Genomic DNA, 13489 nt, shown 5'->3' with positions numbered 1-13489 from the left:
GTTAATAGGCCAGTTTTTTATCAACCGTCAATTGAATATCTTTTAATAAAGCGGCGATACGTTCGCCTGCATTTCCGTCGCCGTAAATATTTTCACTTGGATAATGGCCATGGGCAACTTGCTCCCGAATTGCAGCCGTGATTTCTTTTCGGTCATATCCAACATCGATCACGTTTTTCCCGCGCTCGCGACCACTTTGACGACTTCCAATGTTCACAACAGGTACGCCCAGATAAGCGCTTTCGCGAATTCCTACACTTGAATTTCCAATGAGACATCGTGACTGATTCAGTACTTTCAAAAAATCATCCGGCTCCATGTTCTTAAAAAAATGAACATACGTTGGTTTCGCCTTCTCACGAAATACTCTAATCCCTCTTGATGTACCGTCAGCACCGGCGTCCACGTTTGGCCAAAACCAAAGCGTTGGCATTTTTAATTCATCAATTGCCTGCAGCGTTTCTTCGATATGCTTTCTAGAACTCTCATACTCGGTCGTTACGGGATGCTGCATAACGATGATGTATGGCTCCTCGATGTTAAAAATCTCACCGACACCTTTATACTTCTGAAACGGATCAAAATCCAAGCGTGTTGATTGCAGAATTGGCACCGCTAGATCAATTGACGGGCAGCCTGTCAAAAATACTTTACTAGGATGCTCGCCCATTTTGATAACGCGCTCCTGCGCCAAACTCGATGATACAAAGTGAGCATCTGCCATTTTAGTGATAGCATGCCTCACCTTTTCGTCAATATTTCCTGTTACTTCTCCACCTTGAATATGAACAAGTGGAATATTCATGTATGAGGCAGCTATGGCAGTCGCGATCGTTTCAAATCGATCCGCAATTGTAACAACAATGTCGGGCTGCAAATTATCAAACACAGTTGATATCTCTATAATGCCAATGCCTGTTGTCTTTGCGGCCGCCGTTAGGTTCTCTCCCTCTAGAACATTGTACACTTTTGCGTTGATCTTAAAACCATCACGTTCGATTACGTTGACTGCCGAACCGTAACGATCAAGAAGGGCAGATGCCGCGACAACAATTTGTAACTCTAGATCAGGATGACGTTGAATATAATCCAACGCTGTTTTGATACGACTATAACTTGGCCTCGCCGTGATGACGACACAAACTTTTCTCTTTTCAGGCAATGTCTTCATAATTGAGGAACGAATATTTTGAAATTGAACGACGAAGCTTTTTATTCAATACGATTCTAAAATCGCGTGCCGGAATACCATACCCTTCTGGTTTCTTCGATTCCAAGTCATCAAAAGTCAGCACATGACCTTCGGGCAAATCTTTTCTTACCGCCAAAGACTTACCAAACATTTTCTTTGATTCTTTGTACCGTTCTACATCGTTCTTATCTACCGGATGGTCAAACGCACGATCAAGAAATCTAACGTTCTCAACGAGTTCCTGAATTTCATCGATGGTAAGCGATGAAGCTGCATCAGGGCCGAACATTCGTTTATCAAATACAGCATGAAATTCAAGGATTTCGGCCCCAAGTGATCTTGCGGCTATGGCGGATACAATTGTGCCCGAGTGATCTGAAAAACCTACCTTGCACTGAAACCTTCTCTTAAGCTCTGCAATGATTTCGAGACCAAGCCGCTCCGCCGGAGTCGGATACATGGTTGTACACTGCAACACTGATGTATCAATACCTTGCTTGTTAAAAAAATGAAATGCTCTTTCGAGTTCTTCCCAAGTGCTCATACCCGAGGAAAGAATGACCGGCTTCTTTGTTTCTGCAATCTTTGTCAGCAAAAGATCGTTAGTCACTTCTCCAGACGCAATCTTGTAACGGCGCATACCCAGCGATTCTAACAAATCTACTGCTGCGATTGAAAATGGCGATGATAAAAATTCAACCCCGACCTCGTCGCAATGATCTTTTATTTCCTTCCATTGTGAAGCTGAAAACTCCATGCGTTTCCAATAGTCAAATCGTGTTTGATCTACGCGACTAAAGCGTACGCGAAAGGGTTCGTGTGCACTACTTTCAGCTTCTGCAATGTGCGTCTGAAATTTTACGGCATCAACGCCAGCCTTTGCCAGCACGTCGATGTAAGAATGAAGAATGCCAACGCTTCCATCATGCGCTTGTGCTATTTCTGCAATAATTTGTGTCTTCACATTCTAAATCTTTGCGTTACGAATAGCGTGTACCAGGTCGATAGAAGGTCGTGCGTCGGCCAATCCAAAACCATTTCCTTTCAAAATCTCCTGATAGCTTTTTGTATGTAAGTCAGTAAAACCTTCGCTAAACTCGATCTCTTCACCTTCTAATTTGATAGAGCGATAAGTACGTTGATTTTTTTCTAATGCCGATTGAGGCAACGTTGACGCATCGATGCTCAACATCCACTTCACGCGCGCACGTTCTAATTCCAAAATTCCCTCGGCGGTATGTTCGTTCTGACGAATAACTTCATTACCTTTCACTGCACCGAAAATCCAAATGAGCATGTCGAAGAAATGAATACCGATATTTGTAGCAACACCACCTGACTTTGAATTGTCTCCTTTCCAACTGATTTGATACCAATTTCCGCGAGACGTGATATATGACAAATCGATATCGTATTTCTTGTTTTGATCGCCTTTCGCAATCCTGTTTTTCAAATCAATTATACTTTGATGATGGCGCAACTGAAGAATGGTATTGACTTTCCTTCCTGTTTCACGTTCAATTTCTTCCAGCGCATCTACATTCCACGGATTGAGCACAAGAGGTTTTTCACAGATCGCATCTGCCTGATGGCGAAGCGCAAAACGAATATGCGAATCGTGAAGATAGTTCGGCGTGCAAATGCTAACGTAATCGATTTTGTCTCCTTGCCGCTTCAGCTTGTCGATGTGCCTATCAAATCTTTCAAACTCTGTAAAAAAATCAGCGCCGGGAAAATACGAGTCCAGAATCCCAACCTGATCAAATTTATCGAGCGCAGCGACTAGCTTATTTCCCGTTTCTTTAATGGCTTTCAGATGTCGAGGTGCTACAAAACCTGCTACACCTATCAAAGCAAATTTCTTCATTCTTTATGTTTTTAACTTCCGGCAGCCTGATTAGACACAGCTGCCATGACCAAGGTTGGTGAACCTTACAATTATTAATTACTTGATATTATTCGAACCTCTTTTTCAAGAAGATGGATGGCAAAGATACGCAGCCGCTGCCAATAAAGGGCATCCTTTTATTGTCCGATTTTGCGCTTGATCGATGCGGAAAACAGTAACATTCACGATGTAAGTCCAGCACGAATTGTTGTATACTCCGGATAGGTGATCAACACGCCACGGTGTTTTCCTTGGAACACAAAAATGCTTCCTGCTGCTGCCGCTGACGCTCCTGAGACGTTGATGGCTTGAAACAAATCGTTGTGATCAGCCGCTCCGCCACAAACGATTACTGGAATATCTACCGCTTTTACAATTTTTTTGATCAAGGCATGGTCATAACCTTTCATTGTTCCATCGAGATCAATGTTGTTCAAGAAAATTTCGCCGGCACCCAGCTGTTGCAAATTGACGGCGTGTGCAACTGGATCTATCCCCATGTTCTTCGTGCCGGCACTGGCATAGACCGAATATTTTCCAAATAAACTCTTCTTCACGTCCATGGCCGCAACAATGGTTGAGCTTCCAAAGTCAGCGGAGGCGCGCTTTAAAAATAGAGGATCTGTGCAACAAGCTGTATTGATAACAATCTTTTCGACGCCGCTTTGGATAAGTCTTTTGATGTGATCCACCGTGCGTACCCCGCCACCGTAGGCCAAGGGAGAGAAGCACTCTGATACTATTTCACGCAAGTAGCCGTAGCGAGGTTCATATTGTTGACGCGTTGCGTTGACGTCAAGTATAATTAGCTCATCAACTTCCTTTTCATTAAAGATTTTCACTGCGTTAACTGGATCTCCAATGTAAACGGGATGTTGGAATTTCGTCGTCTTTATAAGACCACGATCTTTAAGAAGCAACACAGGAATTAGCCGCGGAAGCGCCATCAGAAATTGTCAACAAAATTTTTCAGAAGTGTGAATCCAAATTTGTGACTTTTCTCGGGATGAAATTGCACGCCAACAACATTTTCTACTTCGAAAGCTGAATCGAAAGAAATACCGTAGGTATTGGTCACTAGTCTATCACTTTCGCGACGACATTTAATATAGAATGAATGCACGAAATAAAATCGCGCATCGTCTGGCATATTGTCGAAGAGGCAGCTCGTTTTCGCTGGGCTAACGCGATCCCATCCAATATGCGGAACAGGAAATTTTCGTTCACCAACATGAAAAGGAAACTTGATCACATTGGCTTGCACCCATCCTAGTCCCGGTAAAACACCCTCTTGACTATCGAGACACATCAATTGTGCGCCGAGGCAAATACCAAGAACAGGAGTGCCTGCCGTCTTTCGCTCATGCAGTACTTCGGTGATGCCAGATGATTTAAGTTTTGAAACACCAAAATCAAATGCCCCTACTCCTGGAAGAATAATTTTTGACGCTTTTCGAACAACATCCGGATCGCTCGTGATCGTTGACTCAGCATCCAATTTCTTGAGCATGTTTTGGATAGACCCAATATTTCCCGCTTGATAATCAACAATAGCAATCATAGGCGAGTGAATTTACGAATGCTTAGGACACCTTCGTAACTTTTCCGTTAGATAATTGATAGCGTTCACCGCTTTCTGAACATGTTGCCTCTCCGTGCTGGTTGAACTTCAATTTGTGTCCGTACTCGCTCATCCAGCCCGTTTGTCTCGCAGGATTTCCCATGACTAATGCATAATCGGCAACTTCCTTTGTAACTACCGCGCCGGCACCAATAAAGGCAAATCTTCCAATAGCATGACCACATACGATCGTCGCATTTGCGCCAATTGATGCTCCTTTTTTCACCAATGTTTTTGCATACTCATTCCGTCGATTAATCGCGCTTCTCGGATTAATCACGTTTGTAAAAACCATCGACGGACCGAGAAAGACATCGTCTTCACATTCGACACCGGTGTAAATCGATACATTATTTTGGACTTTTACATTTCTACCGAGCTTCACTTTCGGAGAGATGACAACGTTCTGACCAATATTACATTGTTCGCCAATGACACAATCAGACATGATGTGCGAAAAATGCCAGATTTTTGTACCCGTCCCAATTACACACCCTTCGTCAATAATGGCCGTTGGATGACTAAAGAAATCTTGTGATGTCTGGCTCATGCTGGCTGAAATTTTTCAATTACGGATTTAATATACAATAACTGATCAAGTTCCATCTCGGTGTGGATGGGAAGAGAAATCACCTCGCTAGAAAGCTTTTCAGTAACCACGAAGGTACCTTCACCAAATCCCTCGCGCATATAGGCTTTTTGCAAATGCAACGGCACAGGATAGTAAATCATTGTTGGAATACCATTCGCCTCTAAATGCGATTTGAAGGCATCACGATTACCGTTTTTTATTTTTAATGTATACTGATGAAAAACGTGCGAGCTATTTTTTGACCGAAAGGGAACCTCTAAAAACTGAAAATGTTTTAAAGCTTCGTCATAAAAAGACGCTACCTCATTACGCTTTTGGGCATACTCATCAAGATACTTCAATTTGACTTGTAAAATCGCAGCTTGCAACGTATCGAGTCGACTGTTCACGCCAACGACATCATGGTGATATTTGACCTTCTGTCCATGATTGGAAATCATTCGGATCTTTTCCGCCAGCGATGCGTCATTTGTAAAAATTGCGCCGCCATCGCCATAACATCCAAGATTTTTCGAAGGGAAAAACGAGGTAGTTCCAATCGTTCCCATCGTTCCTGCATTTCGCACGTCGCCGTTGCTAAATCGATAAACTGCACCTAACGCTTGTGCTACATCCTCAATAACGTGTAGCCCCCGCCTGTTAGCAATTGCCAGAATGGACTCCATATCTGCACACTGTCCGTACAGATGAACAGGTACGATCGCTACCGTTTTAGCGGTGATCCGTTCTTCAATTTGATCTACGTTAATGTTGAAATCGCCCGGATCAACGTCAACGAAAACCGGCGTAAGACCTAACAATGCAATCACTTCACCTGTCGCGACATAAGTGTGAACAGGTAGAATAATCTCATCGCCAGGTTTAAATCCCAACGCCATCATCGCGATTTGCAGCGCGTCGGTACCATTCGCACACGGTATGACAAAAGGTGACCCTATGTATTCGCCGAGGGCAGTAGCAAAAGCGTTTACTTGAGGACCTTGAATGAACGCTGTAGAAGTCAATACATCCTGTATTGCGCGATCTATCTCATCCTTTATTTGAAGATACTGCCCTTGCAGATCTACCATTTTTATTTTCTCCATGTATTCGCCTGGAGTTATAAAATTATAATCGTGCTGTAACTAAATCTTTCTTCAACACTCCCTTAACATCATAGATAACAGCGTTCTCGTGGGTAAATGATTTCCAGTCAAGGGCGTTGAATTGATGGTGACTTACGGCCAATACCACCGCATGATATTTTTTGGTGAGCGATGGAACCAATGAAAGGTTATATTCATGTTCGAGTTCAGCATTGTCCGCTTCTGGGTCATAAATGTCAATGTTGGTTCCAAAGCTTTTCAATTCCTGGATAACATCAACAACTTTTGAATTACGGATATCCGGGCAATTTTCTTTAAACGTTATGCCCAACACCAAAACATCTGCATTTTTAATTGGATGACTATTCTGAGCCATCAGCTTAATAACCGTGTTCGCGATGTAAATGCCCATGTTGTCATTGATACGTCTCCCCGATAGAATAACCTCCGGGTGATAGCCTAAACTTTCAGCCTTATGCGTTAAGTAATAAGGGTCAACCCCGATACAATGCCCACCTACCAGCCCTGGCTTAAAATTTAAGAAATTCCATTTTGTACCAGCTGCTTCAAGCACCTCATGAGTATCAATGCCCATGCGTTCGAAGATCAACGCGAGTTCGTTCACGAATGCAATGTTTACATCGCGTTGAGAGTTCTCAATCACCTTAGCCGCCTCAGCTACTTTTATTGACGACGCCTTATGTGTTCCTGCCACAACAATCTTGCGGTACAGTTGATCAACTTCTTCCGCTATCGCAGGCGTGCTGCCGCTCGTCACTTTCTTGATCGTAGTAACGCGGTGAAGTTTATCGCCAGGATTGATACGCTCTGGGGAATAACCCGCAAAGAAGTCAACGTTGAACTTTAATCCACTGATTTTCTCAAGGACAGGAACGCAGATTTCTTCAGTACATCCGGGAAATACGGTGGATTCATAGATAACGATATCACCTTTTTTTAGAACACTTCCTACCGTTTTGCTCGCGCTTTCTAACGGGCGCAGATCAGGCTTCTTGTATTCGTCTACCGGCGTTGGAACTGTAACGATAAAATATTTGACAGACTTTAAATCTTCTACCGAAGCCGAATATTGCAACTTTTTGGAAGCCTTTAGCTCCTCTTCAGTAACTTCTTTGGTACGATCAAATCCGCGTTGAAGCTCTTGAATACGTTCTTTATTGATATCGAACCCAACGACATCTTGAACTTTGCCAAATTCTACCGCTAAAGGAAGACCGACATATCCAAGTCCAATAATTCCAACCTTTCCCATTTGCTTTATGTCTATAAATTATAAATCAACTCCAAATAACAGCTTATGCTGCATTGTAACTTCTCACCCTGTAACACGTTGGCTATCCTTTCGATCGTTAGCATTAAAAAATTGAATAACCAACGGGTAAACGTTACAGTCATTAAAAGGGCTCGCAAAGCTAAATAATTTAAGTCGCACTCAATAATTCAATGTGAATTTGTATAAAATTGCGCCTATGGAAAAAACATCATCTCAGCAAGAGATTGACATATTGGAAGTTCTGGCCAAAATTATTGACGCGATACGCGCAAACCTGGCGTTAGCAATTATTCTCCCGCTAATGTGCGCCATAGCTGGATACTTACTTGCAAAAAAAGAAGCGCCCAAAGTTCAGTCAGAAATGATGATTACGACTAATGTATTATCAGAAGAACAAAGTGTCTTTTTACTTGAACAGTATCAAGCTGCCAATCCTTTCCCAAATATTTCGACAGAACACCAAGCAAAGTTTGTAAACCTAAGCCACGTTGTCGTGCGCCCATACCGTTCTTCTGATGACCGGTCTGTTAACCTCAAACTTTCCTTGAGGTTAACAGACGAATCTGCGTTTCCAATTTTCCAGCAATCTATTCTGAACTTCCTTGAAAATAGCGAGATCGCCATCTCACAAAAGCGATCTATAAAGAACTTTGAAACTAAAATGATTGAGGGAATCGAAAAAGAATTGACCGCGATCGATGACGCGCTTGTTGAAATGCGCGCAAGTGGTAACACAACACGGTCGAATGCAATTGATCCAGCTGCCCTTTATGTTGAACGAATAAATTTGCTGGAGAGAAAGTTACGCCTGGAACCATCGAGCCCATCACAATATTTATTTTCAGTTGTCGAAGGATTCAAAGTTAAAACCCTACAAAATATATCTTTGACGGGCTACACCATTGGTGGTCTTGCTGCAGGCTTCACACTATTGATCATCGTCATTTTCATTCGATCGTTTATAACCTTTTACAAAAATTATAAACGATCACAATCTTGAAAATCGTTCTTTTACTTTTTCAGAAAGAGCTTAAGCTAGAGCTTCGTAGAAGATCGGTCATTTCCGGGATCAGCTTATACGTATTTAGTCTCGTATTCATTTGCTACATCACCTTTTCGCTACGGAACAACACCATCTCCGAAGCAACATGGTCAGCGTTGTTCTGGCTTGCAATTCTTTTTTCTGTCATAAACAGCGTCGCCAAAAGCTTTATCGGTGAACGAAAAGGTCTTTTTATCTACTACTATTCCATCGCAAGTGCTCAGGCGATTATCTTTTCTAAAATTCTATATAATACATTGCTCTGTTTTGCATTGTCAGCTGTTGGATATTTTTTATTCAGCATTTTCATCGATAACCCCGTGCAAGATCAACCGCTTTTTTGGTCGATTCTTTTTTTAACCTCTTGGGGATTTTCGGCTTCCTTAAGTTTGATTTCGGGAATTGCAGCGAAAGCCAACAACAGTAACATTTTAATGGCGGTACTGAGTTTTCCTGTACTAATAGCCTTGCTGCTGTTAGCAATAAAAGCGACCAAAAACGTCCTCGACGGCCTCGACCGCAGCACCAGCACCGACGAACTTTGGAACATCTTAGCAATAAATTGTATTCTCACTGCACTCGCATACCTACTCTTCCGCTATATTTGGCGCAGCTAAAATTAGCAGCGACCTAATCGCAGGTCATCCCAACAACATGAAAAAATGGCTTAAAGTAGCGGCTGTCGTCATTCTGATATTTGTTCACTTTGGTGGACTGATCTTTATGGTTCCGCGAAGAGAAATTGTCAACGAAACCATCAGGGCAGTTTATTTTCACGTGCCGATGTGGTTTGGAATGGTGTACCTCTTCAGCGCATCAGTATATTATTCGATTCGATACCTCAAAAAACCTTCGCCGGATTTAGATCGAAAATCTGTCGAGTATGCCAATATCGGTTTGATGTTTGGAATTTTAGGTATCCTTACCGGGATGATTTGGGCGTACTACGCTTGGGGTGATTTCTGGCACGGCGACCCAAAGCAAAATGGCGCAGCTATTACACTGTTGGTTTATCTCGCCTATTTCGTTTTACGCGGATCAGTTGACAACGAAGAACAACGTGCGCGACTTAGTGCCGTCTACAACATTTTTGCTTTTGCTGCGATGGTGCCGCTTATTTTTATCATCCCGCGGATTACAGATTCTTTGCACCCGGGCAACGGAGGAAACCCAGGCTTCAATCAATATGACTTAGACAACCGGATGCGTCCAATTTTCTACTTGTCGAATATTGGCTGGATCTTGATTGGTGTTTGGCTAGTGTCGTTACGCTTGCGATTAAATGTTCTGACCGAAAAAATTAATGAGATCGAAGATGAAAAAAATTAAGGCTATCCTCGTTACGATAACCCTGGTATTCTGCGCATCATTTTTAAAAGCAGACACACCCCAAATTGATTCTCTCACACTGAGGTCGCCTTCCATCACAAAAGTGGACTCCGCAACATCAGTCGTAAAAAAATCTGAATTTATCGAAATGGCTGACCGGCTCCGTGCTGATGGAAAAATCTATGTCGTTGTGGCCATCATTTTGACAATCCTCGGCGGCGTCTTAACCTATCTGATTTTACTCGACAGAAAGATCGGCAAACTTGAAAAAGCACTGAAGAACCGCTAGTCATAAACCTGTTTTTTGACAGGTGTTTTCATGAGAATTCTCCTGTGTTTCTAACGTTTTGTAAGTAATTTTGGGCCGCGTTCAAAGTAGGGACCGGACCATGAAGACATCGCATATTCTCATTATAATCGTTATCGCTGTAGCCATCGGTATTATCATTACCACAGCAGGCGACGCTAGTAATTATGTTACCTTCCAACAAGCCCGCGAAATGGCTCTAGCTGGAAAGAAAAGCAATATTCACGTCGTTGGAGAATTGAAGAAAAACAGAAACGGCGACATCATTGGCCTTGAAGAAGGAGCCGACAAAGTATCTTGTTCATTTATTCTGATCGATGAAAAAGGCCGTGAACAACGTGTCGATTTTAACGAACCGATGCCTGCCGACCTTGTCCGTTCCGAAAAGGTTGTCGTAATAGGCAGCTACGAAGGAGAAAAATTCCAAGCGAGTAAAATCCTCCTGAAATGTCCATCGAAATATCAGGAAAAAGAGGTTAACGTTTAACGACTCACACGTCGTGAAAAACTAGACCACTTTACAAATCATTAACGTACCATGATGCATTATTTCATTGGTGACCTCGGTCATCTTTTCGTGATCACTGCGTTTGTCTCTTCTGTCATTGCAGCGTTCTCATTCTTCCAAGCTACCCAGGCCAACGACCTTGCAAAAAAGAATGCATGGGCGCTTAATGGGAAGACATCTTTCTACATACACGCTTTAGCTGTGTTGGGCGTGTGCGTTACGCTCTTTACCATCATTGCAAATCACTACTTTGAATATCATTATGCCTACAGCTACTCCGACAGAAAACTTGCGTCCCATTATCTAATCTCAACGTTTTGGAATGGACAAGAAGGAAGCTTCCTACTTTGGATGTTCTGGCAAGCGGCACTCGGCATTATTCTTATTCACACAAATAAATTCTGGCAGGCGCCGGTGATGACAATCTTTGCGCTTGTGCAAGGATTTCTCGCTTCAATGATCTTGGGGGTTGTTATACCGGGATTAGAACTCAAACTTGGCAGCTCACCATTCATCCTCCTTCGCGATGCAATGCCCGACGCTCCAATCTTTATGGCACAGCCTGAATACATTCCCGCCGATGGAGATGGACTTAACCCATTGCTGCAAAATTATTGGATGGTCATTCACCCGCCTACATTGTTCTTTGGATTCGCATTGACACTCGTTCCATTTTCATTTGCCATGGCTGGACTTTGGTTAAAAAAATATTCCGAATGGATTCGTCCGGCGTTGCCGTGGGCAATCTTCGGCGGCGCAATACTTGGATTAGGCATTCTGATGGGCGGATATTGGGCCTATGAAACATTGAATTTCGGAGGCTATTGGAATTGGGATCCTGTTGAAAACGCTGTGTACGTTCCGTGGCTCGTTCTCATTGCGACAATCCATACAATGATTAGCTATAAAAATAGCGAGACTTCTTTGAAAGCATCGATCATTCTGGCACTGACGACTTTCATTCTCATCCTCTATTCTACATTCCTAACGCGTAGTGGTATCTTGGGAGATACTTCCAACCACGCCTTTACAGATCTTGGGTTAAGCGGCCAGTTGCTGATCTATTTGTTATTCTTCACCGTGGCTGCAATTGTTCTTTATTGCGTGAGAGCAAAGAAATTACCGAGCAACGAAAAAGAATCTTCCATATTCTCGCGCGAGTTCTGGATTTTCATTGGCGCGCTTGTGCTGTGCATGATGGCGTTTCAAGTCCTCGCAGGAACATCGATTCCCGTTGTGAATAAAATCATTGCATTCTTTGGATCCGACAAGAAAATTGCGCCGTCAGCCGATCCGATCGCGTTTTATTCAAAATTTCAAATCTGGTTCGCCGTGTTTATCGCGATACTTTCTGGCGTCGGGCAATTCTTTTGGTGGAATAAAATGGACTTGAAAACACTCGGCAGCAAACTTCTCATTCCATTCTTAGCCACGATACTGATCGGAGCTTTCACGATCGATCTTCAGCAAGTTTTCAAACCATCGTACATCATTTTATTGATCGCTGGCTTGTTTACAATTTTTGCCAACTCGAGTATTTTGATTTCACTACTCAAAAATAGTCCATCATTGTCCGGAGGCGCAATTGCACACATCGGTGTTGGACTGATGCTCGTTGGCGTTTTGTTCTCTGCTGGATACAGCAAAATAGTATCATTGAACAATACGGGCATGGTATGGAATAAAGAAGCCGGTGATGAATTCAATCGTGACAATCTTCTTCTGTTCGTAAATCAGCCACTCACCATGTGGGGATACGACATCGAGTATCTAGGTGAAAGAATTGAGCCGCGATACCACTCAGGGTACATCAACAAGGGCGACGTCCGCGCTACGAGTGACAAGGACAAGGTCGTAGCAAAACGTGCAATGACCATTGGAGACATTCAATATCGTGCTAACGACACGATCTCGATCAAAGGAGAAAACACGTTCTATGAAATAGAGCTTCGTCGTGGCGAAAAGAAATATACGCTTTATCCTCGGGCGCAGATCAACGAAGAAATGGCAGGCGGAAGTCTACTTGCGTCCCCTGATATCTATCGCACCGTTTCTGCGGATCTCTACACACACGTGTCGTCTGTGATGATGCCTTCAGCTGAGCGAGAATGGAGTGAATTGCAGGAGATGAAAGTAAAACAACACCAAGAGTTTTTCGCTAACGACTATGTCGCTACTATCGATAGTCTCGTTCGTGTTTTTCAAGTTGAAGGTGTCGAATTAATGGACACAGATATTGCCGTGAAAGCGAGGATAAAAGTCCAGGGAGAGAGGGGCGATTATATTGCAGAGCCAACATTTTTAATCCGAGATAAAATGGCTGCTCGTTTTCCAGAAGAGATTAATGACCTTGGCATTCGATTCACGCTACTCAACATTCATCCAGAAACCAATGAATTCACGCTCGGCATAAACACACGTCAAAAGGACTGGGTCGTCATCAAGGCTATGGAGAAACCGTTTATCAACGTGCTTTGGATTGGAACCATTGTCCTAATGATCGGGTTCGGTGTGGCCATGACACGACGGTATCGTGAATTCTCCAAGATGAAGGCAAAAGGGTTAGAGTAGGATTTAAAAAAATTCCTTACCATCGGGCTAATATCATTGGTATTAGCCTCTTTTTTTATT

The 13489-nt window shown here is 43.0% G+C and carries 14 protein-coding genes; 6 read left to right on the top strand and 8 right to left on the bottom strand.

What is annotated here, in order from left to right; translation table 11 throughout:
- Position 1 precedes the first annotated feature (1 nt).
- The 8 genes from neuC to DQQ10_RS16980 form a co-directional block, all read right to left on the bottom strand.
- Positions 2-1171 (bottom strand): UDP-N-acetylglucosamine 2-epimerase, encoded by a 1170-nt coding sequence (gene neuC, locus DQQ10_RS17015; RefSeq protein WP_245970447.1) that lies wholly within the window; start codon positions 1169-1171, stop codon positions 2-4.
- Positions 1155-2156: an N-acetylneuraminate synthase family protein gene (locus DQQ10_RS17010; protein WP_112748096.1), complete on the bottom strand. Its 1002-nt coding sequence runs from the start codon at positions 2154-2156 to the stop codon at positions 1155-1157. Before DQQ10_RS17010 ends, neuC begins: the two co-directional genes overlap by 17 nt.
- 3 nt (positions 2157-2159) lie before the next feature.
- The gene (locus tag DQQ10_RS17005) at positions 2160-3059 is read right to left on the bottom strand and encodes a Gfo/Idh/MocA family oxidoreductase (RefSeq protein ID WP_112748095.1); all 900 of its coding nucleotides are present in this window, start codon (positions 3057-3059) and stop codon (positions 2160-2162) included.
- Between the two features lie 203 nt (positions 3060-3262).
- On the bottom strand, positions 3263-4027 hold the full coding sequence (locus DQQ10_RS17000; RefSeq protein ID WP_112748094.1) for an AglZ/HisF2 family acetamidino modification protein: 765 nt from the start codon (positions 4025-4027) through the stop codon (positions 3263-3265).
- The gene (gene hisH / locus DQQ10_RS16995) at positions 4027-4641 is read right to left on the bottom strand and encodes an imidazole glycerol phosphate synthase subunit HisH (protein WP_112748093.1); all 615 of its coding nucleotides are present in this window, start codon (positions 4639-4641) and stop codon (positions 4027-4029) included. The genes DQQ10_RS17000 and hisH overlap by 1 nt, the downstream gene beginning before the upstream one ends.
- Before the next feature lie 22 nt (positions 4642-4663).
- Positions 4664-5251 carry an acyltransferase gene (locus tag DQQ10_RS16990; protein WP_112748092.1) on the bottom strand — a complete coding sequence of 196 codons (588 nt, stop codon included), beginning with the start codon at positions 5249-5251 and terminating at the stop codon, positions 4664-4666.
- Positions 5248-6378 carry a DegT/DnrJ/EryC1/StrS family aminotransferase gene (locus DQQ10_RS16985; protein WP_112748091.1) on the bottom strand — a complete coding sequence of 377 codons (1131 nt, stop codon included), beginning with the start codon at positions 6376-6378 and terminating at the stop codon, positions 5248-5250. Before DQQ10_RS16985 ends, DQQ10_RS16990 begins: the two co-directional genes overlap by 4 nt.
- A gap of 22 nt (positions 6379-6400) precedes the next feature.
- Complete coding sequence (locus DQQ10_RS16980) at positions 6401-7651, bottom strand: nucleotide sugar dehydrogenase (protein WP_112748090.1); 1251 nt, start codon at positions 7649-7651, stop codon at positions 6401-6403.
- A 217-nt stretch (positions 7652-7868) separates the two neighbouring features.
- Here DQQ10_RS16980 and DQQ10_RS16975 point away from each other — a divergent pair, with 217 nt between their 5' ends.
- From DQQ10_RS16975 to ccsA (DQQ10_RS16950), 6 genes are all read left to right on the top strand, one after another.
- A complete protein-coding gene (locus tag DQQ10_RS16975) occupies positions 7869-8672 on the top strand; it encodes a hypothetical protein (RefSeq protein ID WP_112748089.1) in 804 nt (267 codons plus the stop codon).
- On the top strand, positions 8669-9331 hold the full coding sequence (locus tag DQQ10_RS16970) for a heme exporter protein CcmB (RefSeq protein WP_317047953.1): 663 nt from the start codon (positions 8669-8671) through the stop codon (positions 9329-9331). The genes DQQ10_RS16975 and DQQ10_RS16970 overlap by 4 nt, the downstream gene beginning before the upstream one ends.
- A gap of 37 nt (positions 9332-9368) precedes the next feature.
- Positions 9369-10043, top strand: a complete 675-nt coding sequence (ccsA, locus tag DQQ10_RS16965; RefSeq protein WP_112748087.1) for a cytochrome c biogenesis protein CcsA — start codon at positions 9369-9371, stop codon at positions 10041-10043.
- Positions 10030-10332 carry a CcmD family protein gene (locus DQQ10_RS16960; protein ID WP_221409752.1) on the top strand — a complete coding sequence of 101 codons (303 nt, stop codon included), beginning with the start codon at positions 10030-10032 and terminating at the stop codon, positions 10330-10332. The genes ccsA (DQQ10_RS16965) and DQQ10_RS16960 overlap by 14 nt, the downstream gene beginning before the upstream one ends.
- A gap of 100 nt (positions 10333-10432) precedes the next feature.
- Entirely contained in the window at positions 10433-10837 is a 405-nt protein-coding gene (locus tag DQQ10_RS16955; RefSeq protein ID WP_112748086.1) for a cytochrome c maturation protein CcmE domain-containing protein, read from the top strand.
- A gap of 51 nt (positions 10838-10888) precedes the next feature.
- Positions 10889-13429: a cytochrome c biogenesis protein CcsA gene (gene ccsA / locus DQQ10_RS16950; protein WP_112748085.1), complete on the top strand. Its 2541-nt coding sequence runs from the start codon at positions 10889-10891 to the stop codon at positions 13427-13429.
- The last annotated feature ends 60 nt before the right edge of the window (positions 13430-13489 follow it).

Origin of the sequence: Pseudochryseolinea flava (assembly GCF_003286915.1) — a bacterium.
Lineage (GTDB): Bacteria > Bacteroidota > Bacteroidia > Cytophagales > Cyclobacteriaceae > Ohtaekwangia > Ohtaekwangia flava.
Note: the sequence above shows the minus strand (reverse complement) of the source record. Positions and strands in the feature narration are given on the sequence as shown.